The organism is Marinomonas mediterranea MMB-1, assembly GCF_000192865.1.
GTDB classification, from domain to species: Bacteria; Pseudomonadota; Gammaproteobacteria; order Pseudomonadales; family Marinomonadaceae; genus Marinomonas; species Marinomonas mediterranea.
On the sequence record NC_015276.1, the window covers coordinates 1,471,271 to 1,495,264 of the forward strand.

Here is a 23,994-nt window from a genome sequence, read left to right on the forward strand (position 1 = left end):
CATTGTTATGAGTTTATGCCCAGTTAATTTAGGATTTTAGGAATTTATTATGAGCACTGCAATTGCAGAAGAGAAGTCTTCTTTAGAGTTGATCGGATTGTCCGAAGAAGCAGTAAAAGTGCGAGATGCGCTCGTTAAGCACGGTTTAGAGACACCGATGATTGAAAACGGATTGTCGACTGAGGAGAAGTATCAGCGAATCAAATCCGCCTTTGAAGACGTTGTGTACACACTCGGTCTTGATATGAACGACGATAGTTTGGCAGAAACGCCTCACCGAATCGCAAAAATGTATGTCCGAGAAATATTCTCGGGGCTAGATTACGCTAAATTCCCGAAAATCACGGTCATTGACAACAAAATGAATGTTGATGAAATGGTGAAGGTGAACAATATTAGTTTTACAAGTACCTGCGAGCATCACTTTGTCACTATTGACGGGTTTGCGAAGGTGGCGTATCTACCTAAGAAAAAAATTATAGGGTTATCAAAGATCAACCGTATTGTTAGATTCTTTGGCCAACGGCCTCAGGTGCAAGAACGTTTAACGCAGCAAATCTTAGTGACACTGCAGACACTTCTTGAAACCGATAACGTCGCGGTAAGTATAGAAGCCACGCATTACTGTGTTAAAGCTCGAGGTGTTATGGACGCTAGTTCATCGACGCAGACGACGGCACTAGGTGGGTTATTTAAGCGCAGCGATAAAACTCGAGGTGAGTTTTTATCTAACTAGTTAGCTGAATGATTTACTTATAATGTAAAGAAGGGCTTTTTGCCCTTTTTTTAATGAGAAAAATATGAAAAACGTATGGTTTCCCGCAAAAAAGAATGGATGGGGTTGGCAAGCGCCAACTTGTTGGCAGGGTTGGGCTGTGCTGGCGGTGTATCTTGCTCTTTTTATTTTATTAACCAGCCTTATTCATCCTAAAGAAGCGTTGGTTAATTGGGCTATATCGTCTGTGGCTTTGACCACTGGCTTGTTGTTTGTTATTCGGGTCAAGGGAGAGGCTCCTAATTGGAAATGGAAAAAAATAGAAAAGGAAAAGCGATCTTTATTTCGGCTTGAAAAGACGTTAGACCAAGAAGCTGATAGTCAAAACGGCTCTAATAAAAAGAAAAACGATTAATGTATAAAAATAGGTTGACTCAGTTTTTCAATTCCCTATAATGCTCGCCATTCCTATGCGGGAGTGGTGGAATTGGTAGACACGCTGGATTTAGGTTCCAGTGCTTCACGGCGTGAGAGTTCGAGTCTCTCCTTCCGCACCATATTCGAAAAGCCAGTAGTTACTATGTAATTACTGGCTTTTTTCGTTTCTGGGTACTTTATTTGTGGCGGCATATTTCCATATACGCCGCCCATCTGTTTTGGTGTTTATTCTTCTTTTGTTTCTAAGGTTTTTCTCGCGACTATTTGAGGGAATAAATACATCCAAATACCAACCACCGCAAGCGTTCCTACCCCTCCAAGTATAATGGCGGGCACAACTCCGAACCATGCTGCCGTAACGCCTGACTCAAATTCCCCTAATTGATTTGAACTACCAATAAATATGGAATTTGCGGCTGCGACACGTCCACGCATGTCGTCGGGAGTTTCCAATTGGACCAATGTTGAGCGAATCACGACGCTGACCATATCCGCCGCACCTAATGTTGCTAAAACCACCATGGAAAGAATCAAGTTCTGAGAAAAACCGAACAAAATGGTCGCGATACCAAATATGGCAACGGAGCCAAACATGATTTTGCCGACGTTATGCTTAAGAGGGAATCTAACAAGGTATATAGACATGAGCAACGCGCCCACTGCAGGCGCACTTCGCAATAGTCCCAACCCCCAAGAATCTGTTTGGAGAATATCCTTTGCAACAATAGGAAGTAAAGCAGTCGCGCCGCCAAGAAGCACAGCAAACATATCTAAGGAAATGCACCCGAGAATGGTTTTATTGTTTTTAATAAAGCGAAACCCGCCCAATAAATGGGATAGGTCCACAGGCGCTTTTGAGGAAGACGTATAATTATATTTAAGGAGAAATATCAGAATACAAGAGAGCAAGAAGCAGCTCATGCTTGAAAAATATAGCGTGGGTGCGCCTAGAAGAAACACCAGTCCACCTAAAGCAGGGCCAGCAATAACGGATATCTCGCGAGCTGATGCAATGGCGCTGACGGCTCGAGATAACATGTTATTAGGAACGAGATTTGGAACAATGGATTGGTTTGCTGGCAATTCAAAAGATCTTGCCATGCCCAATAACACCGCACAAAGGTAGATCACGTTTGGCGTTAGGCTATTGACTAAATTGGTATACGCCAGCAGTAAGGCTGTTATCCCCATAATTAGACGCGTAATAAAGCAAATCAGCCGACGGTTATAACGGTCTACAATATGGCCTGTAATGAGCGTCAGTATTAGTTGTGGAAGAAACTGATATAAGCCAACTAACCCCAATGCGAGAGGGCTGCCAGTGAGATCATATATTTGCCAAGACATACCGACCGCCAGCATTTGAAATGCAAATGACGAGGCGATCTGGGCAAACCAGAACTGAACAAAATTTGATTGCTTAAAAATAGATTCGGATTGCATATTCTTTCCAAAAAAACATAAAGCGCCAAAAGGCGCTTTATTGATAGTCGGTGTCCTTATAGTACGGTGCGTACTATAAAATAAAACGGTGTGATATGTCCTATAAAATAGAAACGGCCCTTCCTATTTTTGGTTCACTGCGCATAAACTCATAGAAGCGCATCGTGTACCCACAAGTTAATGGTTCTGACACGTGATTCATTAGGGTATGTGACGAAGATTGAATATTAGGGATGCCGTTAAAGCTAATAATATCAAAGCTATTTGGTTGTAAAATAGATGTCAGCCTTTCAATTACATTGGAGTTGGGCGTGCTCAAATCCAAGTTGGTTTCAAAGCTAACGTAAGAGCTTTCTTCTTGTGGGGTAATGTGGATTGTTGCATATTGATGGCCTTTTATCGCATTCATAGAATAGCCAAACGGCGCGAAAACAAAGTCATTTATTTCAAACCCTGGTAGCAGCTTATCCAGCTCGAGCAACTCTCGAATTGTCGCGGCGGATTGATGTTCGCTCCTCAAATATTGAGCGGCGTCGCCGTGGATATGGTACATCAAAAGTTCGTAGGTGTAGTCGTCCGGTGTTGCCACATAAGGTTTATCTAGATGATAAACGTAGTTGTGGTGTGTGTCTAAGTTACCTAACTGATAAGCTTTACCCGATAAATTTTGTTGAAGTTTATCGATGTCTTCACTAAAGGATGATTTTTGTAAGTGCGAAAGGTACTCATTCTTACGCTGAAAGATGAGTGATAGAAGCTGGTCGCTTTCATAGCTTTCAAGGAAACTAAGGACTGCACTTACAAGCGTTGTTGTTCCGCACGTTAACATCACAAAATGATGATCCCATACGAATAAACTTGATTCGGACAAGAGATAGGCGTCACATTGCTCGTTGGATACGGTAGAGAGTATCTCCGCGTTTGCTTGAGAGACAATGTTGCTCCAGTAATTTTTTCCTAGTGATCGAAGTGATGGAGCAAGCTCACTGACGACCACTTCAACCTTTTTTTCGGAACCTTCAAAGAACATCAATTATTGTTTCCCCCTAACGGCTAAAAATGCCTTTTTTTTAAAAGGGGTATTGTATCTATATTGCTAAAAATCGATAGCAATTTTTTAGATAATTTAGTTTAAACTCTTGCTGAATACTTGGCTTGGTGGAATACCAAAGTGCTGATGAAAGCGTCGACTAAAATGGCTGAGGCTTTGGTAGCCTAAATCATAGCTGACTTGTGTAACAGAGCCGTTTTGTTTTAATTTTTGGTAGGCAGTGCTCATGCGTCGCTGATGTTGATATTCCGCTGGCGTGCAACCTAAGTGGCGTTTAAATTCTCGGTAAAAGCGACTACGGCTCATGCACGCCATTTTACTTAATTCGTAGATATCCAAATGCTCAGCCAAGTTGGTCTCTATCCAAGTAACGGCTAGATTCAATCCATTTGCTTCAGGGTCTTGCTGACAGTATTTAAGAAGCGTCTCGCGGCCGTGATGGCGCAGAATTCGTGTCACCAATTCACTGACGCCAAAATCAACTAATAAGTCTCGATCTGGGTCATTTTGGACAAAGTCGCTGACGAGTCGTTTAAGTAGGTGCTCGGTTGCCTGATTATGAAGAGTATGGAGAGGTTGATCTGCGCTGAAAGTATAGGGCACATAAATGGACGAAGATTGTGTCACATCATGCATTCTATCGCACAGTTGAGCAATGCGTTCAGAAGATATTTCAATGGTTAAACAGGTCGTGGGGGCGTCCATATTGGCATCAGGGAAGTCGATAAACACTTCTTCTTTCGGGGCCAAAATAAAAGATTCATGAGGAAGAAAAGGAATGTTTTCCTCGCGTTTAGTATGCATTACCTTTGAACCTGTCACCATACCGCAATACAGTAAAGAGTCTGCTTTTAGGCTTACCCGATTGGCTTGCTCATAGGTGTCATAGACACTGAGCTCCGATTCTGGCCCCGCATAACAAATACGATTTTCTATTAGCTTTGATGGTTTTACGGATTTATTTGTTCTGGCAATAACCTGTTTCAAAGTCTGCTCCATGAAGCCTACCCTACCTATTTTTTATTGTTACTTATGATGAGAGCGTGCCCTAAGTCTATACCTAAATGTACCAAGATGGGTTAAAAAATTGAGTTCGAGACTAGCGGGCAAGCTTTTTAGACTCTCAGGCAAGCGTTTCTTTGTCGTGCTGACTAAATTCAGGGTTCAAATAAAATAAATAAAACGGAGAGCTCATATGATTTACGCAAAACCCGGAACCGAAGGTAGCGTTGTTAATTTTCAGAGCCAATATGAAAACTTCATTGGCGGAGAGTGGGTTGCACCTGTAAAGGGTCAGTATTTCGATAATGTCAGTCCTGTTGATGGTGATGTGTTTTGCCGTATTCCTCGATCTGGTGAAGACGATATTAATTTGGCGTTAGATGCCGCCCATGCCGCGAAATCTGCGTGGGGAAAAACATCCGTTACTGCCCGTTCAAATATCCTTCTAAAAATAGCGGATCGAATCGAGCAAAACTTAGAAAAAATCGCCGTTGCAGAAACCTGGGATAATGGTAAAGCGGTGCGTGAAACATTGGCCGCCGATATTCCACTGGCGGCGGATCATTTCCGCTACTTTGCTGGGTGCCTACGTGCACAAGAGGGCAGTACGGCAGAGTTGGATGAACATACCGTTTCCTATCATTTTCATGAGCCTTTAGGTGTTGTTGGTCAAATTATTCCGTGGAACTTCCCGATTCTGATGGCCGCTTGGAAAATCGCGCCTGCTCTGGCTGCGGGTAACTGTATTGTCTTGAAACCTGCAGAACAAACACCAGTTTCCATTTTAGAATTGATCAAGGTGATAGAAGATCTGTTGCCCGCAGGCATTCTCAATATCGTAAATGGTTTTGGCGCAGAAGCAGGGCAGGCGCTAGCAACCAGCAAGCGCATTGCCAAAATCGCTTTTACAGGCTCAACGCCCGTCGGTTCTCACATTTTAAAATGTGCAGCAGAAAACATCATTCCATCGACCGTCGAGTTAGGCGGTAAGTCTCCTAACATTTACTTCGCAGATGTCATGCAGCAGGAAGACGCATTTGTTGAAAAAGCAGCTGAAGGTTTAGTCTTGGCTTTCTTTAACCAAGGTGAAGTTTGTACGTGTCCTTCTCGTGCGATTATTCAAGAATCGATTTACGATGATTTCATTGGTCATGTTTTAGAGCGTGCAGCAAAAATTAAACGTGGCAACCCTTTAGATACGGAAACGCAAGTCGGCGCTCAAGCCTCACAAGAGCAATTTGATAAGATACTTAGTTATATTGATATTGGTCGTAAAGAGGGCGCACAGGTGCTATGCGGTGGTGCGGCGGAGAGTTTAGATGGCTTTAACAACGGTTTTTACATTCAGCCTACGTTAATGAAAGGCAATAACGATATGAGGATCTTCCAAGAGGAAATTTTTGGTCCAGTCGTGAGTGTTACTACTTTTAAAGACGAAGCTGAAGCGCTTGCTATTGCGAACGACACTGAATTTGGTCTTGGTGCAGGGGTATGGACTCGAGATACCAATTTAGCGTATCGCATGGGGAGAAACATTGAAGCTGGCCGTATTTGGATGAATTGTTATCATCAATACCCTGCTCATGCGGCGTTTGGTGGCTACAAAAAATCTGGTGTTGGCCGTGAAACTCATAAAGTGGCTCTGGAACACTATCAGCAAACTAAGAATATGCTAGTTAGCTATGATATCAACCCATTGGGCTTCTTTTAGCGACTTGTAGATAGCGGCTTCTAAAGCTTTGGGTCTAAGTGGATAAGGTCGAGATGGATAGGATTGAGATGAATAACTAATATCGACATAACAATACAAAGTTGTTTGTCTCGTCCTAAAATACGTTGACGATTTTTGTTAAGCCAGTATGGATTCCATGCTGGCTTTTTCATGTACTTCTTCAGGTGTTTTCATATTAAGGCTTAAGTGTGGTCGATATCTATTATAAATATCAATAGACTCACTTACATGCCTTTCTAAGTCTTTAAAGGTCCTACACCGTTCAACCAAAAATTCTTGCTTCAATATGCCATTCACCCTTTCTGCTAACGCATTTTGGTAGCAGTCATAGCCATCTGTCATCGACGGTCGTATTTTATTACGCTGTAATTCTTTTTGATAAAGAGCCGAGCAATACTGCGACCCTCTGTCTGAATGATGCGTTAATGGCTTTGTCGTTTTACGAGACTGAACCGCTTTCTTTAAGGCTTTAACGACATTGTCTGCTTTCATATCATGACTGAGCTTATATCCCATGATTTTTCGATTAAAAGCATCTGTCACAAGCGAGAGATAATGCACACCTTCATCACTTTCAACATAGGTAATATCGCTTACAAACACCTCTTCTGACCTTGTCGGTTGATGACCTATTAAGAGATTCGGGTACTTCTTCATCCAATGCTTACTGTCCGTTGTTTTGGTATAGCTGCGTTTTGGCTTAACCAAGAGACCTTCTTCTCTTAAATAACGAAACAAGCCATCTCGACCGAGTTTTATATCCCGTTCTTTAAGCTTGTCTTTCAGCAAAAAATATAACTTTCTTGTTCCAAGTCTAGGCATGAAACGACGGATATCCATGACCAAGTCTTTAATGATTGATAGACTATCCTGTCGTATTAACTGTCTCTGCTCTTGTTGGTAGACGGCCTGCCTACTAATGGCAAGAACGACTTAAACTGATTTTTTCTTCAGCTTGAAGGCATCTCGCTCCTTGGCTATATACTTTTTTCTAAGGCTCATCCCGTGCTCAGCGTCCAGAATATCAACCACCGTATTGAGTAAACGATTTTTCAGTTGCTCATCTTCCAACTCTCGCTCTAGTCTTTTGATTGTTTGAGCGGGTGTTTCTTTTGCTTTCGGGGATTTAGACATGGGTCGCCTCACTTTGGTAGACCAATCCATTTTGCCGTGTTTTCGAAGCCAAGTCAGCACTGTTGATCGGCCTTGGATTCCATAGATCTTTTGAGCTTGCTTGTAAGTCATGTCGCCTTTTTCGACGGCCATCACTATCTGTAGTTTAAAGCCCATTGTATAGTCACGTTGAGTACGCTTGCGCTTGGTATTACTTGATGTCCCCATAATAGGTCTCCTAGGTGTAAACCTATTTCAGGACGGAACAGTTCCACAAAAAAAGCCGATGCTTATTTAGCATCGGCTTTTTAGATTAGATAACAGGCTCATCGTCTATGAGCGATCTAATACTTATTTGTATTTCTTGAACTCACCAGCACGAAGGCGGGTCATGTAAGAGTTTAGTTCTTTCTTAACGATAGGCATTAAGAAGTACAAACCAATGATGTTCACGACCGCCATTGCAAAGATAGCAGCGTCAGAGAAATCAATAACAGGACCAAGACTAATTGATGCACCAATGAATACGAAGATACAGAAAATCACTTTGAACGTTAGTTCTGCGCCTTTGCTCTCACCAAATAGGTAAGTCCAAGCTTTTAGACCGTAGTAAGACCAGCTTAGCATGGTAGAGAATGCAAACAATACAACGGCCACTACAAGGATGTATGGGAACCAGCTAAACGCAGAAGCAAATGCAGCAGAGGTTAAGGCAACACCTGACGAACCGTCAGCTGTCTGAATCGTGCCAGATGCATTTAATACATATAGGCCTGTTTCTGGATCAGTGACTAACTGTTGAGTGATGATGATAACCAAAGCCGTCATCGTACAGATAACAACGGTATCGATGAAAGGTTCTAGTAGGGAAACAAGACCTTCGGTAATTGGCTCGTTGGTTTTTACCGCAGAGTGAGCAATTGCAGCAGAACCGACACCAGCTTCGTTAGAGAACGCAGCTCGTTTAAAGCCTTGAATCAAGGCACCAACCATACCGCCTGCTACGCCCAAACCTGTGAAGGCGCCTTCGAAAATCTGACCAAATGCCCAACCGATTTTATCAACGTTCATCAGGATGATAACAAGCGCAGCACCGACGTAAATAACACCCATGAAAGGCACTACTTTTTCGGTCACGTTCGCAATCGATTTGATACCACCAACGATAACAAGGAAGACCACTACAGCGAATATAATACCCGTGATCCAGCCTGGGTAGTCACCGATTACACCACTCAATTGAGCGTGTGCTTGGTTTGCTTGGAACATGTTGCCGCCACCAAGTGCACCGAAGATACAGAAGATAGCAAACATGACTGCTAGAAACTTACCGAAACCTGCTGGTAGACCACGTTCTATAAATCCTTTGGAGATATAGTACATTGGACCACCTGATACACGCCCGTCTTCGTATTCATTACGGTATTTAACACCCAGAGTACACTCTGCGAATTTCGAAGCCATACCTAAAAGACCTGCTAAGATCATCCAGAATGTCGCGCCAGGACCACCGATGCTAACGGCTACTGCAACCCCTGCAATGTTACCTAGACCAACCGTTCCTGAAAGTGCTGTTGTCAAAGCTTGAAAATGGCTCACTTCACCCGCGTCGTTTGGGTTTGAGTAGTCGCCTTTTACTAGGGAAATCGAGTGACCAATTGCTCGGAATTGGATGAAACCAAAATACAATGTGAAGACACTTGCACCTACTACCAACCAAAGGACGATCCAAGGAAAGCTTGTACCAGGAAGTGGAGAGAAAATAAGGCTGACAAACCAGCCAGTGGCAGAAGAGAAAACACTATTAATAGTTTCATCAATAGAACTAGCGGATGCTAGAGAGCTGAAAAGTGAAAAAAACGAAACGGTCAAAGCCGCAAACAGTTTTGAAATCATAGAAAATACCTGAGATTAGCTTACGACAGTGACTGGAACATTAGAGCTCATGACAAGGTTAGCGGTAACACTACCGAAAACACGTGCACTTAAACCTTGTTCTGTCGAGCGAGCAACGAAGATTTGTTCGGCGTTGTTTTCAACTGCCATGTTGTTGAGAATGGTCGATGCTTTACCATGAATAACACGGCCTTCAGCTTGAACGCCATCATTCTTTAGTTCTTCCAAAAGAGGATCAATGACGCGCTGCTGGGCACTCTTAATCTCATCTAATTTCTGCTTATGGCGAATGGCATTTTCCTCTGTCGTTTGGAACTTGTAAGGAGACCACTCGACAACACACACAAGCAAAAGCTTACACTCGTCGCCAACTAAAGTAGCTTGTCTTTTTGCAAAGGCCAAAGCGCGGTTACTAGCGTCACTACCGTCAACTCCGACTATAAATGTAACGGACATAATTCCCCATCCTTTCGTTTATTATTATGCGCACCATTTTGGGGCTACATACGTTGTTTCACTATTATTAAACTGAAAGTTGATTGAGAACTCAAACTAAATTTGCACTTTTTAGCCATATTTAATGCTATTTTTGCTTCATAAGAAGGTTTTCCTCCGTCTATTCGTCTAAATAAGCAGATATTCTTGCTGTTTTATGAGAAATTACCCGCTAGGGGTTTTATCTGAAACTTGGATGTGTAAAATTGCCGTGCCTCAAAATGTGACAGTATGGTTTCAGAAATATTTCCATAATGTTGCGGGTTGGGCGAGAACTGGATTAAGTGCATGATACTAGCCTGTTTATATAGGGATGGGAAAAGGTTGCTACTCCGTGATACTTAGCATTGTTTAACTCTACATAAAGAACTATTTATGGATTTATCAAACAACACCACCGAATCGACCACAACTTCTCGCAGCTCTGACTTTGTTAAAGTTCTTATTGCTTTAGCGTTTATTTGTTGCGCAGGCTATTACGCATCTTCAAATGGCGTTGAAGTTTCCAATTTGTCTATCTTAGCTATCGCCGCCGCGATAGGTGCTTATATGGCGATCAATATTGGCGCGAATGATGTCGCCAATAATGTAGGCCCTGCGGTGGGCGCAAAAGCATTATCGATGACAGGTGCCATTCTGATTGCCGCTATTTTTGAGGCAAGTGGCGCTCTTATTGCAGGCGGTTCCGTTGTCGGTACAATAAAGAAAGGTATTATTAACCCTGCAGCTATTGCTGATGCGACGACTTTTATATGGGTCATGATGGCCGCTCTATTAGCAGGTGCGATCTGGCTAAACCTTGCTACGTATCTTGGCGCACCAGTCTCGACGACACACTCTATTGTTGGTGGTGTTATGGGAGCCGGTATCGCAGCGGGTGGCTGGGATATTGCTAACTGGAGTAAAGTGAGTGCGATCGTTGCTAGTTGGGTGATTTCTCCTGTGTTAGGGGGGCTCATTGCAGCGGTATTTCTTTTTTATGTGAAGCGTGCAGTCACCTATAAAAATGACATGATCGGCGCAGCTAAGAAAGTCGTGCCTCTTCTCATTGCGATTATGGTGTGGGCGTTCTCGACCTATCTGATTGTTAAAGGTTTGAAGAAACTGTTCAAAGTTGACTTCGTTAGTGCGCTGAGTATAGGTCTTTTGATCGCCATTGCAGTCTATCTTATCGTTCGACCTATGATTGCAAAAGTAGCTTCTACGCTGAAAAATGAAAAAGATTCTGTGAATAGTTTATTCACGTTACCACTTATTGCTTCTGCCGCGTTATTGAGCTTTGCTCATGGTGCAAACGATGTCGCAAATGCGATTGGACCGTTGGCAGCGATCAATGATGCGTTAATTAGCGGAGGGATATCCAGCAAAGCATCGATACCATTATGGATTATGCTAGTGGGTGGTATTGGTATTGCTGTAGGTCTTGCATTATTTGGTCCTAAGTTGATTAAAACAGTGGGTTCAGAAATTACACATCTGGACAAAACGCGTGCGTTCTGTGTCGCAATGGCCGCTGCGATTACGGTGATTATCGCCTCTCAATTGGGTCTTCCTGTTAGTTCAACACACATTGCGGTAGGTGGAATATTTGGTGTTGGTTTCCTGCGCGAGTATCTAAAAGCGGCGTACGAACGAAAGCTTAATGAAGTGATGGAGCATTCTAAGCGAGCAGGTCACGATCTGGAGCAAACATCATTATTTGTAGAGCGCTTCAAAAATGCGGATGTCGATGAGAAGCGAGCGATTCTGAGTGAGCTTAAGTCAGAAAAGAACATGGCGCCTATCTCGAAGCAGGATCGTAAAAAGCTAAAACGAGCGACCAAGAAAGAGTTGGTTAAGCGCTCTGCGTTACTTCGAATTGCTGCTGCTTGGGTTATCACTGTGCCTGCTTCTGCACTACTGTCGGCCCTAATTTTCTACACGTTAGTGGGATTCGATCTTGTAAATAGTTGATCTTATTACGCTCATCTTGCAGGTGAACGTAAGTCAATGACAAAAAAGGCTGGATTAACCAGCCTTTTTTGTTTCTTGAATTGTAATCTTTTGTGATATAAATAACGGGAACTAATTTTATAGATCTCTCTTTTTGGCGTTTTAGAGCCGCAGAATTGATGAACTCTTTTATTTAGGATTGATTCTGAGGTACTAGAATAGAAAAGGTGAGGTTTAGATTCGTAGTCACTTCTTTAAACTATGCTTTAGAAAAGGGACTTGAAGCTTCTTAAAGTGCAACTTTCCGATGCGACCCTTTTCCAAGGATGCTAAACATTTTATGTTACGTTTAGAAATTATTCTAATTGCTGCAGGCTTAGCTTTTCTGTTTTCTGTTGCGCTCGCTATATCAATAATGCGGTGGCGTAAAAAACAACGCACTTTGCAGTTGGAAGCGAATAATTTGTTGCTTAAACGCTGCTATAGAATTGATGAGTTGCTAAGCGTTCTTTCAGACCGCTATATTCCCATTACGACAAAGCTAGTGCTTGTTAATTATGTTCTTGAATCGATGGTAACAGTAAAATCGCTGCCTAATTCGATTGCCTTAATTGAGAAGCAGGAAGAGTATATTGGCCTTCGTAAAGAGTTAATGTATGCAGAACAAGCGACAAAAAAAGAGAAGGTCGTTGCGCAGGCCGAGCTGGTTAGGGTTCAAGGAGCATTAAAGGCGTTGATAACCTTGGTGAAAGCGTTTGCATCAAACAAAACAATAGACATGGCGTCTGCGAAGCAACAACTGACTATGATTCGGTACGGTTACCTTTTAGCTCACTGTGATATGTTGATGAAAGAAGCGCGAGATGACCTTGATTTAGACAAAAAAGCCCGAGCGTTGGAGAAATATCGTACGGCATTGGCTGAAATGGAAACAGTTAGCTTTGTTCCTGAGTCAAATAGTGTAATAAATACACTAAAAAATAGAATCCAAGCGATTGAAGGTATATTATTTAAAAAGAAACAAAATGAAGACAACGGATAGCTTCTGAACACTTAAATCTGCCCTCTACCTATGTTGGATGATATTTCGAGCAATTTTATGACGTTACTTGTATTAGAAGAAATATGACTGCAATTGCTATTACACTGATGTTGATAGCAATTGGGGGCTTTATTGCGTTTGCTATCTATTTACAATTAAAAGAACAAGCCCGTCTAGAACGCTTACGAAAATCCGCAGCGCTTGGGAACCAGACGCGTCAGTTAAGGCGCTACCTTGACGATCTTCCTCCACAATATCAGCCTAAGGATATGCGCATTTGGATTTTGCGCAGATTGGTTTCTGTATATGATGAATTAATCGATCTGCAAGCCGATGATACGTTGCGTCGTCACCGTGGTTTTTTTGTTGAAGAGCTGAAACAGTTCGAGGAAAGCAAAACGAAGCGTAAAGCAAAGCCGATTAATGATGAATTGCAAATTAGTGAGCTACGACGGTTATTTGATTCTTTTTCTGCCTATCTTGATTTTGCGAAGCAAAACAAAAAAATTAACCCCGACTTGTATGTTCGCTATAAGGACTTGTTTAGCTTTTATGGTTACCGTGTTAATGCCGATTACCATGTCTATATGGCTCGTCAGGCCTTCCTGACGGAAAAGTTCGACAAAGCGATTGAATTGTACAAAGAAGCAATGTCACAGCTTGAGCCTATCAGTGAAAACCCTGAAGCCAAATCTGCCATCGCGGGTTATCAACAAATCATTGATGAAATAGAAAGTGATTTGGAGCTTCAGCGGCAGGAAGAGGCGCTTTCGTCGAACACCGAAGAAGATGAGCAAGCAGAAGAAAATTTGGATGATGAATGGAGTCAGTTTATGGATCAAAACACATTCAAAAAGAAGAAACATTTTTAATAAGTTGAACTCTCGGTCGAATTCTCAGTTGAGTTTTAATCCATACTAGTCGATACGACTTTAATTCTTACATGTAGTAGGCACACTCGTGACATTGAACTTGCTTTCTGTTTTTGTTCCCACTTTTTTCTTTGTTTCCATTACCCCTGGCATGTGCATGACACTTGCTATGACATTGGGTATGACGGTCGGTGTTCGCCGTGCTTTGTGGATGATGGTGGGGGAGCTCGCTGGAGTCGGTCTCGTTGTCGTTCTTACTGCGATTGGCGTCGCAACTATCTTGTTGAGTTACCCGAGTGCTTTTCTAGTGTTGAAATACGCTGGTGGTGCCTATTTGGCTTATTTAGGTGTTCAGATGTGGCTTTCAAAGGGGAAAATGGCGATCAAGATGGAAGAGGAGGTAAAACCCGCTTCTAAAATCGAGCTTGTTACCCAAGGCTTTTTGACCGCAGTATCGAACCCAAAAGGTTGGGCGTTCTTTGTTGCATTGCTTCCCCCCTTTTTATCTGCCGATTCCTCTCTGCTTTCTCAATTATCGATTTTAGTGTCTATCATTCTTGTACTCGAGTTTATGTGTTTGTTGATTTACGCTGCGGGTGGACGCAGTATGAAGTCTCTGTTGATGAAAAATGGCAATGTTAAAGCGATGAATCGAATCGCAGGAACTTTGATGCTAATGGTCGGTGTTTGGCTTGCCTTTGGATAGCGCTTAATTGCATTGTTATTTTTAGCGTGTGTATCTTTAGCGATCAAAGTTTAATTGCTTTTCTTGTACGTTGTTTTCTTTTTGTAGGTTGTTTTCTGCCCCGTACCTTTTGATCCTCTTTTGGTTGGCTCCTTTTTTGTTGAGCTTCGTGACGAGCTTGATCGACGTGCTTTCCATGCTGTTTTGGCGGGCGTACTTTTAGCGAGCGACGTTAATGACGTTAGAGGAGTATTTCTCGCTTCATTAAGTAAATGCGTTAATGTCGCTTCGAGGGATGTCATAAAAGCCTCATAAGAAGCTTGCTTGACGCTGATCGCACTTAACGTTGACTCCCAAACTGCCGTCATATCGGGTGTTATGGTCGAGCGTGGCAGACAGCTGACAAATAGCCTTCCTGCCTCTGTTGCTTTGATTTTTTTGCTGTCCCTAAACAGAAACTGACGCTTGAACAAAAGCTCGATAATACTTGCTCGGGTGGCTTCTGTGCCAAGTCCGTCCGTTTCTTTCAGTATGTCTTTGACTGATTTGTCTTCGACGTACTTTGCGATTCCTGTCATGGCCGCTAATAGGGTGGCGTCTGTAAAGTGAGCTGGAGGTTTGGTTTGCTTTTGAACGACTTCGCCTAAGCGGCAGAAAAGAGGGTCTCCTTGAGTTAGCTTTGGTAAATTTGGTTCGGTCTCTTCCGTTTTTTTGTCGTCATTGTTTAAAGTAGCGCCAAGAAGCGACTTCCATCCAAGCGTTAGCGGTGTATTCCCCGTTGCCGAGAAGGTACCACCCTCGATTTCTGCGACGATTTTCGCGGCTAAATATTCATAATTTGGATAAAACTGCATTAAATATTGTCGGACGACGAGTTCGTATACCTGTTTTTCTCTATGACTAAGTGAGGCGTATTTACCACTTTTTTGGGTTGGGATGATGGCATGGTGTGCGCCGACTTTCTTATCATTCCAAGCACTGCTTTTTAGATGTGGGTTTGCGTTTTCACACCAGTTATTGATTTCTGAAGAGGTGCTTTTTAGTACTTTGATAATTGACGATATTTCTGACATTTGTTCTACGGGTAAATATCGGCAGTCAGAACGTGGGTAGGAGATCATTTGGTGCTTTTCGTATAAATCCTGACAGGTGTCTAAAACCTGTTTCGCGGACAAGCCCCAACGTTTGGCTGCATCGATTTGTAAGCTAGATAGGCTGTAAGGGAGAGGAGGTGACTGTCGCTTGGTATTGTATTCCGCTTTCACGACCGTCCCTGGTTTGTGTGTAATTCGCCTTGCTACATTTTCTGCTAGTGCTCGATTAATAACCCTTCCATCTTCATCCATGTGTGGTTTACAGGCGTCACTTGGAACCCAATTTGCAACAAAGTGTTCATTCGCTTCGGTGGCTAAGTGGGCATGTACTTGAAAATAATCTTTTGTCACAAAGTTTTCTATTTCCAAGTCTCTTTTAACCACAAGCCCCAGAATAGGCGTTTGTACCCGACCTATTGATAGTACGCCTTGGTATCCAGCTTGGCGGCCTTTGATAGTATAAGCTCGGGTAAGATTTAGTCCATATATCCAATCGGCTCTTGCTCTTGCGAGTGCTGATCGAGACAGTGCTGAATATTCACTGTTTAGCTTGAGCTTACCCAGCGATTTTTTGATAGAAGAGGGCGTTAGATCGCTTACGAGTAGGCGTTTTGTCGTTTCAAGCTTTTTCTTTGGGACGTTCGTGTAGTGCAATACTTCATCTACCAGTAGTTGCCCTTCGCGGTCAGGGTCACCAGCATGAACCAATTGATCGGCTTGCTTAATCAATTTTTTTAACTTGCTAAGCTGCTTTTTTGTTTGGCTTTTTTCTTGCCATTGCCAGTCGTCGGGAATAATGGGTAGGTGATCGAGAGACCAGCTTTTGTATGCAGGGTTATAAATGTGCGGTTCGGCTTGTTCTAGAAGGTGGCCAATACACCATGAAATACAGTCACCGTTGGGGAGCCAAATACACCCATCTTCTTTTTTTTGAGGGGAGGGAAGGGCTGCGGCAATGGCACGAGCTAGACTGGGCTTTTCGGCTATATAAAGAATCATAAAAACTACTGCATATATGGGTATATATACAGTAGTTTATCGAATCTTCAGAAGATTTGTAAGGTGTACTGTTTATATCGTTATTTGATCGGTACAACGAGTACGGGTACATTACTATGATGAATTACCTTATTCGCGGTAGAACCAATGATCATCTGACCAATCGTGCTGTGTGTGCGACTGTTCATAACAATGAGATCAACGTCTTTTGATTTTACCGTCTGCTCAATAGCATCCGCGGGTGCACCTGTCGTAATCAATACTTCAGGTTTTGGGATGCCCGCTAAGTCACTTTTATGCTCTTCTAAAAAGTTAGCGAGTTGGGTTTCTGCTTTATCAGTGGTCGCTTGCAATGTTTCTTTTCGAACCATTTCCAGCGTTTCTTCCGGAATGTAATTGTTAATCATATAAGAAGAATGCGTCGTCAATGGTTCCATCGCATGCATTAAGACAACGTTTGCTTCATTGATTTTTGCTAACTGCATAACGTAGCCAAGCGCTTCGCTGCTTTTGTTGTCTAAAAGGTCACAAGCGTAAAGAATAGTATTGATTTGGGGTAACATAGCTTTTCTCCTTAGAGAGGCTTTTGCAGTACGTCTATTCGCTGCGCCCTCTTATTGTTTAGGGAATATCTCCCGACAACTTTAGTGTAGCCTCATCCCAAATATTCGAACTGATATAGATCAATAGTACTTATTGCTTTTTCAATTGTTCGTTGTTCGTAATGAGCGTCGAACAAAAAGCCTGTTGCGGCTGAAATTAATACGAAGCTAGCAAATGCAACGGTCCAGCGATTTTGTTTTTGGCTGCATACTTCCGTGTTTTGAGGTGGCATTTTATTCATAATGTTCTTTTTCCTTCGCGAATAGAGCGTGAGCAAGAGACGATGATTCTAATTATAAATGATAATCAATATCATTCAATGTTTTTATGTCTTATATTTGCTCATTAGGTGTTTCTTGTTGTTTCTTATTAAGTTGGCTGCACGAGTCCCAATAAATGGTATCTACGGCCATATTTTAATGATGAGTCTCTAAGCAGCGATGTTTTCGTTTTTGGATGAGGTGTACCTGTCGTCAGTCAACTGTTCGTTATGTTAATATTCGGCTTCTTTTTAAAATGACTAAGAGTATTGAACATGTCAGAACTGTCTTTCGACACGAATGAAGCAAAAATTGCCTACGGCATAGGTCGTCAAATTGGTGATCAACTTAAAGGTGGAGATTTGGGTGAATTGTCTCTTCCACATCTATATGCTGCCATTGAAGATGCGTTAAATGGTGCTGCTATGCGTGTACCTGGCGCTGAGTTGGAAGCTGCATTTGCGAAGCTTCAAGAAGAAATGGAAGCAAAATCTAAAGAGTCTGCCAAAGAAGTAGTTGCCGCTGGCGAAGCATTCTTAGCTGAAAATAAAGCTGCTGAAGGCATTCAAGTGACAGACAGTGGTTTGCAATACCTTGTTCTTGAAGAAGGTAATGGCGCAACACCGACTGCACAGTCTACTGTAAAAGTTCATTACGAAGGTCGTTTGACTGATGGACAAGTATTTGACAGCTCAATTGCACGTGGTGAGCCAATCGAATTCCCATTAGGTGGCGTTATCGCAGGTTGGACTGAAGGTCTTCAGCTAATGAAAGAAGGCGCAAAATACCGCTTCACTATCCCTGCTGAGCTAGCATATGGAGCTCAGGGTGCAGGCGCGATGATCAAGCCTCATTCTGTACTTGTATTTGACGTTGAGCTTTTAGAAGTTAAATAAGTTTGATGTTAGATTAAAAATGGACGGTGCTGCCGTCCATTTTTTTAAATTTTTCTTTCCATGCGAACATGCGGTTTACCCGCATCCAGAAAGATCTTCCCGTCTGTTTTGAACCCTATACGCTCATAAAACACCTGAGCCTCAATTTGAGCGTTCAAAAAAACACTGTCTAGTCCCATTTCACGAGCTACCTGAACGGCACGCCTCATAAGCATAATCCCATAGCCTTGACTACGGTAGTTGGGGAGAACGGCTAACCTAGATATTTGTCCGTTCTCAGTAAGTCTGCATACGCCAGTAGGAACCGCGGTGGTGCCAAATGAGACAAAGTGTACAGCTTCGTCATCTTTTCCATCCCACTCGTCTTGTTCATCGAACCCTTGCTCTAGAATAAAGACCTGTTTTCGAACGAAAGTCAGTTGGGCTTTGCTGCTTTCCCAATCGGACGTAAGCACTTTCATATTGTGTATCCTCGTGTTCTTATTCTGCTGGTAAGGCGACCAAGGCCTGACGTTTTAAAAGAAAGCGTAACAAGGGCTCTAGATCACTTGATTGAGATAAATCTAGGCCACTAAAATCAAACTCTGTGTCGTCGCTCACCGCTTGGACAAAGGATGTGAGTTCAAGCGGAACCGTCATTTTTTCGCCATTACAGTACACAGAGGTATGGTCGCCACTTTGATAATAGCAAATACGAGCGTCACCTGGTCTGATAAAACTAGCACCTTGTATTGCTAATTCAAAAGCTTGATCTTCTTCTTCCTGGTTTAGCGCTGGGTTGAACTCAGGGTACTTGCTTTCACTCATTGTCTCGCCAAGCCAGTCTTTTAGTAACTCTGGTTGATCGATGAGCTCAATTAATTTTGTACGCAGGTGGTCAACATCTGATTGGCTAATCTCTCCGTGGTGGGCGCGCTCTAGAGGTTCTTCAGCACAGAATCGACGCTTTTCAAGAGATTTGTCTTCGCCTAATTGCTCTTCTATTAACGAATTTACCCCAGAAAGCGCTTCGCTTGAAGATGGAGCACGAAAACCAATGGAGTAAGTTAAGCATTCGCTATTGAGTGCTCTTCCGTTGTGAGCAAAATTAGGCGGGAGGTAGAGAATATCCCCAGGTTCTAGATCACATTCAATGGATGGGGTACTAGGAAAATTGTCGAGGATGTGAAGTTGAGTACCCTCAACAGCAGAGTCTTCGTATTCGGTCGGTTCTGCGACTTGCCAGCGTCGCTTTCCTGACATTTGAACTAAAAATACATCGTATTGGTCATAGTGTGGGCCAACACTGCCGCCTTCAGTAGCGTAGCTGATCATCACATCGTCTAAACGCCAGCTGGGTAAAAAGTAAAAGCGCTCTTTTAATGCTTGTACTTCTGGAACCCAATGATCGACGGCTTGTACCAATAACGTCCATTCTTTTTCAGGTAGGTTTTGGAATGTGTCTTCTTGAAATGGACCTTGCATTAGTTGCCATGAAGTCTTTCCATTTTCGATGACAATTCGTGCTTCCGCTTCTTCTTCCATTGATAAGCCAGCGAGTTCATTTGCATCTAGCGGAAGTTCGATGTCCGTCAGTCCCTTGCGAATAATAAGAGGCTTCTTTTGCCAGTATTCGCTTAAAAAGGTTTCAAGTGTTATTCCGCCTAAAATGCTGATCGGAGTATCAGGTGTCATGTTACATTCCATTTCTAGTTGCGAGCATTCTGTGATTAGCTTGTTCGTATAGTGTATTCGAACCGTGCTGGAAAAAAATAGGGCGTTGACTCTTTAGAAGAAACCAACGCCCTATATTCAGCATTTATTAACGTTGCCGCTAAATTAGCTGTTAATTGCGAATTGCTTTTGCTTGAGCCGCTGCGTTACCAACATACGTTGCTGGCGTCAGTGCTTTAAGCTCTGCTTTTGCTGATTCTGGAAGTTCCAGAGTATCAACGAACTCACTGATGGTTTCCTGATCGATATCACGTCCACGAGTAAGCTCTTTCAGTTTTTCGTATGGAGATTCGATGCCGTAGCGACGCATAACCGTTTGAATAGGTTCAGCCAGCACTTCCCATGATGCATTCAGATCATCATTTAAGCGCTGAGCATTGATTTCTAGCTTGCTGATCCCTTTAAGTGTTGCTTGGTAAGAGATTAAACTGTGGGCAAGGCCAACACCTAAATTACGCAATACAGTGGAATCGGTTAAGTCACGCTGCCAGCGAGAAATAGGCAGTTTGGCACTTAGGTGGTTCATAACCGCATTTGCGATGCCTAAGTTACCCTCTGAGTTTTCGAAATCGATTGGGTTAACTTTATGCGGCATTGTTGAAGAACCGATTTCGCCAGCAATGGTTTTTTGCTTGAAGAAGCCCATTGAGATGTAGCCCCATACATCGCGATCGAAATCGATCAAGATTGTATTAAAACGAGCGATTGCATCATACAGTTCGGCAATGTAGTCATGTGGCTCGATTTGGGTTGTGTAAGGGTTCCAAGTTAGGCCAAGTGACGTAACAAATTGTTCAGCATGAGCTTGCCAATCGACATCAGGGTAGGCAGATAGATGGGCGTTGTAGTTACCTACTGCACCGTTAATTTTGCCTAAGAATTCAACTGCTTCAATTTGCTTAAGTTGGCGACGTAGACGCGCTGCGACGTTTGCCATCTCTTTACCAATTGTTGATGGCGATGCCGTTTGTCCGTGTGTGCGAGACAGCATTGGTTGATCAGCATGCTCAATAGCAAGGCCTTCGATGGCTTCTGTTACTGCTTTCAAGTCAGGCAACACGCCTTCAGCTAATGCTTCGCGAAGCATAAGTGCGTGTGAAAGGTTGTTAATATCTTCCGATGTACATGCGAAGTGAACAAACTCAGAAACGGCGGCAAGTTCAGCGTTATCCGCCATTTGATTTTTAATGAAGTACTCGACCGCTTTCACATCGTGGTTAGTCGTTCTCTCAATGTCTTTAATCGCTTGTGCGTTTTCTTCACTAAAGTTTTCCGCCAGATTGTCTAGCAACTGATTCGCTTCAGCGCTAAGAGCAGGCACTTCGGAAATTTGAGGGTGATTTGACAAAGCTTGAAGCCAGCGGACTTCAACAATAACACGCATACGTAGTAAGCCAAATTCGCTTACAGAACGACGAAGTACGTTAGTTTTAGAGCCGTAACGACCGTCGATAGGAGAGATAGCATTTAAGCTGGTTAATTGCATTGAGATAACGCCTCGACCATGTGGTTTTCAGGGAGCCGCTATTATAGGTGAAAGTGGTTTCGAGTTCTATTGGAACAGAGGGATAGATAGAAAAAGACCCCCTCCCATCCTCCCCCTTAGCAAGGGGGAGGTGTAAACCATTTGGCCTATATTTCCCTCCCCTTTATAAGGGGAGGGCTAGGGAGGGATCTTAGAGTTTGCTAAAATTAGATCGCAGCAAGAATCTCGTTAAAGGTTGCGCTTGGACGCATTACTTTAGTAACGGCATCCAGATCCATGTGGTAGTAACCTTCTAGACCAGCATCTTTACCTTGAACAGAGTTAAGCTCTTCAACAATCTTAGACTCATTTTCGACCAACGCTTTTGCAACGCTTGCGAACTTGTCAGCAAGTTCAGCATCGTCAGTTTGAGTCGCTAATGCTTGAGCCCAGTACATTGTTAGGTAAAAATGACTTCCGCGGTTATCAATATCACCTACTTTACGAGATGGAGATTTATTGTTATCCAGCAGTTGCTCAGTCGCACGATCTAGGGCAGCAGCCAGTACTTTTGCTTTAGCGTTATCTTGCTTAATGCCCAATTCTTCAAAAGAAACGGCAGTTGCAAGGAATTCGCCTAAAGAATCCCAACGTAAGTAGTTTTCTTCTTGAAGCTGTTGTACGTGCTTAGGAGCAGAACCGCCTGCACCTGTTTCGTACATTCCGCCACCATTCAACATAGGAACGATCGATAGCATTTTCGCTGATGTGCCTAGCTCCATGATTGGGAACAAGTCGGTTAGGTAATCACGAAGTACGTTACCAGAAACCGAGATAGTATCTTGGCCACGCATCATTCGCTCCATAGAGAAACGAATCGCTTCGTTGTAAGACATGATATGAATTTCAAGACCTTCAAGATCATGATCCTGCAAGTATAGTTTTACTTTTTTGCGTAGTTCATTATCGTGTGCGCGCTCTGCATCTAACCAGAAAACTGCAGGAGTGCCAGAGTTACGAGCTCGTGTAACACCTAATTTTACCCAGTCTTTAATCGGAGCATCTTTTGTTTGGCATGCGCGCCAAATGTCGCCTTTTTCTACGTCGTGTTGCATTAGGACATTGCCTTCTGCATCACGCACGCGCATTGTACCGTTTTCTTGAACTTCAAACGTCTTATCGTGTGAACCGTACTCTTCTGCTTTTTGAGCCATAAGGCCAACGTTAGGTACAGTACCCATTGTTGTTGGATCAAATGCACCGTTTGTTTTGCAGAAATTGATAACTTCCTGATAAATACGAGCGTATGTGCTTTCAGGCATAACGGCTTTAGTGTCTTTAGTCTTGCCGTCACGTCCCCACATTTTACCAGAACTACGGATCATAGCAGGCATAGAAGCATCAACAATTACGTCACTTGGTACGTGCAGGTTTGTAATACCACGAACTGAGTCTACCATTGCAATTTCTGGACGGTGCTCGTAGCAATCGTGGATAGATTCTAAAATTTCGTCTTGAGTTGACTGTGGAAGAGTTTTGATTTTATCGTAAACGCTGCCGATACCGTTGTTTGGATTAACGCCAAGTTCATCAAAAAGGTCGCCAAATTTATCCCAAACTTCTTTGTAGTAAACCGTTACAGCGTGACCAAATACGATAGGGTGAGATACTTTCATCATGGTCGCTTTTACGTGCAGTGACCACATGATACCCGCTTCTTTTGCTTCTTGAAGAGATTGCTCGAAGAAGTCGCGAAGTTTGCTTGCACTCATGCGCATTCCGTCAAGTACTTCACCTTCTAACAAAGGCAACGTTTTCTTAACGTCTACTTCGCCTGATTTGTTTACAAACTCAATGCGTACTTCTTGAGCTTTGTCCATAGTGACGGATTGTTCAGAAGAGAAAAAGTCGCCATCACGCATATAGTCAGCGTGAGTTTGAGACGTTTTTTGCCATTTACCCATGGAGTGAGGGTGTTTGCGAGCAAAACCTTTTACTGCTGCAGGCGCACGACGGTCAGAGTTACCTTGACGCAGTACTGGGTTTACAGCACTACCTAGCACTTTAGAGTAGCGAGAATTAATTTCTTTTTCTTCATCTGTTGCTGGCGCTTCTGGGTAGTCAGGGATTTCGTAGCCTTGTGATTGAAGCTCTTTAATTGTTGCCGTTAATTGAGGAATAGAAGCACTGATGTTCGGCAGTTTGATGAAGTTAGCATCTGGATCTGCAGTTAATTCACCTAGGAAAGAAAGACCGTCTTCAACTTGCTTATCTTCAGGTAGGCGGTCAGTAAATAAAGACAATACGCGCGCTGCCAATGAGATATCCGTCAGTTGCAAGTTGATATCAGCTTCTTTTGCAAATGCCTGAAAAATAGGCAGTAAAGATGCGGTAGCAAGTGCTGGCGCTTCGTCTGTCAGTGTATAGTAGATAGTGTGCTTTGACATGTAATTCCCCTAACGTTTATGGCCTGATTGTTTGCCAATGAATAGAAGGTGACTTATGGTCGCCATTCCTTTTAAAAACCTCAAAATGACTTTTTAAGGTT

Annotated in this window: 20 protein-coding genes, 1 tRNA gene and 1 pseudogene; 9 read left to right on the forward strand and 13 right to left on the reverse strand. The window is 42.9% G+C overall.

All coding sequences use genetic code 11. The features are described from left to right. Positions 1 to 49 precede the first annotated feature (49 nt). The 3 genes from folE to MARME_RS06645 all read left to right on the forward strand — a co-directional run bounded on the left by folE (position 50) and on the right by MARME_RS06645 (position 1,272). A complete protein-coding gene (gene folE / locus MARME_RS06635; protein WP_013660493.1) occupies positions 50 to 736 on the forward strand; it encodes a GTP cyclohydrolase I FolE in 687 nt (228 codons plus the stop codon). A 64-nt stretch (positions 737 to 800) separates the two neighbouring features. Continuing rightward, positions 801 to 1,130, forward strand: a complete 330-nt coding sequence (locus tag MARME_RS06640; RefSeq protein ID WP_013660494.1) for a hypothetical protein — start codon at positions 801 to 803, stop codon at positions 1,128 to 1,130. 57 nt (positions 1,131 to 1,187) lie between these two features. Continuing rightward, a tRNA-Leu gene (locus MARME_RS06645) sits at positions 1,188 to 1,272 on the forward strand. Positions 1,273 to 1,378: 106 nt separating this feature from the next. On the opposite strand, the gene MARME_RS06650 is transcribed toward MARME_RS06645, so the two are convergent. The 3 genes from MARME_RS06650 to MARME_RS06660 form a co-directional block, all read right to left on the reverse strand. Continuing rightward, the gene (locus tag MARME_RS06650; protein WP_013660495.1) at positions 1,379 to 2,596 is read right to left on the reverse strand and encodes an MFS transporter; all 1,218 of its coding nucleotides are present in this window, start codon (positions 2,594 to 2,596) and stop codon (positions 1,379 to 1,381) included. Positions 2,597 to 2,696: 100 nt separating this feature from the next. After that, positions 2,697 to 3,626: an adenosylmethionine decarboxylase gene (locus tag MARME_RS06655; RefSeq protein ID WP_013660496.1), complete on the reverse strand. Its 930-nt coding sequence runs from the start codon at positions 3,624 to 3,626 to the stop codon at positions 2,697 to 2,699. A gap of 96 nt (positions 3,627 to 3,722) precedes the next feature. Further along, positions 3,723 to 4,646, reverse strand: coding sequence for an AraC family transcriptional regulator (locus tag MARME_RS06660; protein ID WP_013660497.1), 924 nt, complete (start codon positions 4,644 to 4,646; stop codon positions 3,723 to 3,725). A gap of 196 nt (positions 4,647 to 4,842) precedes the next feature. Here MARME_RS06660 and exaC point away from each other — a divergent pair, with 196 nt between their 5' ends. Continuing rightward, positions 4,843 to 6,360, forward strand: coding sequence for an acetaldehyde dehydrogenase ExaC (gene exaC, locus MARME_RS06665; RefSeq protein ID WP_013660498.1), 1,518 nt, complete (start codon positions 4,843 to 4,845; stop codon positions 6,358 to 6,360). A gap of 138 nt (positions 6,361 to 6,498) precedes the next feature. Here exaC and MARME_RS21795 read toward each other — a convergent pair. The 3 genes and pseudogenes from MARME_RS21795 to MARME_RS06685 form a co-directional block, all read right to left on the reverse strand. After that, positions 6,499 to 7,722, reverse strand: a pseudogene (locus tag MARME_RS21795) (IS3 family transposase). A gap of 123 nt (positions 7,723 to 7,845) precedes the next feature. Beyond that, on the reverse strand, positions 7,846 to 9,390 hold the full coding sequence (locus MARME_RS06680) for an alanine/glycine:cation symporter family protein (RefSeq protein WP_013660501.1): 1,545 nt from the start codon (positions 9,388 to 9,390) through the stop codon (positions 7,846 to 7,848). Positions 9,391 to 9,405: 15 nt separating this feature from the next. Beyond that, the gene (locus MARME_RS06685) at positions 9,406 to 9,846 is read right to left on the reverse strand and encodes a universal stress protein (RefSeq protein WP_013660502.1); all 441 of its coding nucleotides are present in this window, start codon (positions 9,844 to 9,846) and stop codon (positions 9,406 to 9,408) included. 414 nt (positions 9,847 to 10,260) lie between these two features. Between MARME_RS06685 and MARME_RS06690 the strand changes: the two genes are divergently transcribed. The 4 genes from MARME_RS06690 to MARME_RS06705 all read left to right on the forward strand — a co-directional run bounded on the left by MARME_RS06690 (position 10,261) and on the right by MARME_RS06705 (position 14,437). Then, positions 10,261 to 11,838, forward strand: a complete 1,578-nt coding sequence (locus tag MARME_RS06690) for an inorganic phosphate transporter (protein WP_013660503.1) — start codon at positions 10,261 to 10,263, stop codon at positions 11,836 to 11,838. A 319-nt stretch (positions 11,839 to 12,157) separates the two neighbouring features. Beyond that, on the forward strand, positions 12,158 to 12,859 hold the full coding sequence (locus MARME_RS06695) for a hypothetical protein (protein WP_013660504.1): 702 nt from the start codon (positions 12,158 to 12,160) through the stop codon (positions 12,857 to 12,859). 83 nt (positions 12,860 to 12,942) lie between these two features. Beyond that, positions 12,943 to 13,731 (forward strand): hypothetical protein, encoded by a 789-nt coding sequence (locus MARME_RS06700; RefSeq protein WP_013660505.1) that lies wholly within the window; start codon positions 12,943 to 12,945, stop codon positions 13,729 to 13,731. 88 nt (positions 13,732 to 13,819) lie between these two features. Further along, positions 13,820 to 14,437: a LysE family translocator gene (locus MARME_RS06705; RefSeq protein WP_013660506.1), complete on the forward strand. Its 618-nt coding sequence runs from the start codon at positions 13,820 to 13,822 to the stop codon at positions 14,435 to 14,437. A 50-nt stretch (positions 14,438 to 14,487) separates the two neighbouring features. Here MARME_RS06705 and MARME_RS06710 read toward each other — a convergent pair whose 3' ends face one another. The 3 genes from MARME_RS06710 to MARME_RS06720 form a co-directional block, all read right to left on the reverse strand. Next, positions 14,488 to 16,509 carry a DNA topoisomerase III gene (locus MARME_RS06710; protein ID WP_013660507.1) on the reverse strand — a complete coding sequence of 674 codons (2,022 nt, stop codon included), beginning with the start codon at positions 16,507 to 16,509 and terminating at the stop codon, positions 14,488 to 14,490. A gap of 80 nt (positions 16,510 to 16,589) precedes the next feature. After that, positions 16,590 to 17,072, reverse strand: coding sequence for a universal stress protein (locus MARME_RS06715; protein WP_013660508.1), 483 nt, complete (start codon positions 17,070 to 17,072; stop codon positions 16,590 to 16,592). A gap of 92 nt (positions 17,073 to 17,164) precedes the next feature. Further along, positions 17,165 to 17,353 (reverse strand): hypothetical protein, encoded by a 189-nt coding sequence (locus MARME_RS06720; protein ID WP_013660509.1) that lies wholly within the window; start codon positions 17,351 to 17,353, stop codon positions 17,165 to 17,167. Positions 17,354 to 17,647: 294 nt separating this feature from the next. Between MARME_RS06720 and MARME_RS06725 the strand changes: the two genes are divergently transcribed. After that, a complete protein-coding gene (locus tag MARME_RS06725) occupies positions 17,648 to 18,268 on the forward strand; it encodes an FKBP-type peptidyl-prolyl cis-trans isomerase (RefSeq protein WP_013660510.1) in 621 nt (206 codons plus the stop codon). A 44-nt stretch (positions 18,269 to 18,312) separates the two neighbouring features. On the opposite strand, the gene MARME_RS06730 is transcribed toward MARME_RS06725, so the two are convergent. From MARME_RS06730 to MARME_RS06745, 4 genes are all read right to left on the reverse strand, one after another. Then, the gene (locus MARME_RS06730; protein ID WP_013660511.1) at positions 18,313 to 18,729 is read right to left on the reverse strand and encodes a GNAT family N-acetyltransferase; all 417 of its coding nucleotides are present in this window, start codon (positions 18,727 to 18,729) and stop codon (positions 18,313 to 18,315) included. 19 nt (positions 18,730 to 18,748) lie between these two features. Further along, positions 18,749 to 19,942, reverse strand: a complete 1,194-nt coding sequence (locus tag MARME_RS06735; protein WP_013660512.1) for a cupin domain-containing protein — start codon at positions 19,940 to 19,942, stop codon at positions 18,749 to 18,751. Positions 19,943 to 20,093: 151 nt separating this feature from the next. Further along, positions 20,094 to 21,467, reverse strand: coding sequence for an adenylosuccinate lyase (gene purB / locus MARME_RS06740; RefSeq protein ID WP_013660513.1), 1,374 nt, complete (start codon positions 21,465 to 21,467; stop codon positions 20,094 to 20,096). A 206-nt stretch (positions 21,468 to 21,673) separates the two neighbouring features. Beyond that, positions 21,674 to 23,893 (reverse strand): NADP-dependent isocitrate dehydrogenase, encoded by a 2,220-nt coding sequence (locus MARME_RS06745; protein ID WP_013660514.1) that lies wholly within the window; start codon positions 23,891 to 23,893, stop codon positions 21,674 to 21,676. Positions 23,894 to 23,994 lie beyond the last annotated feature (101 nt).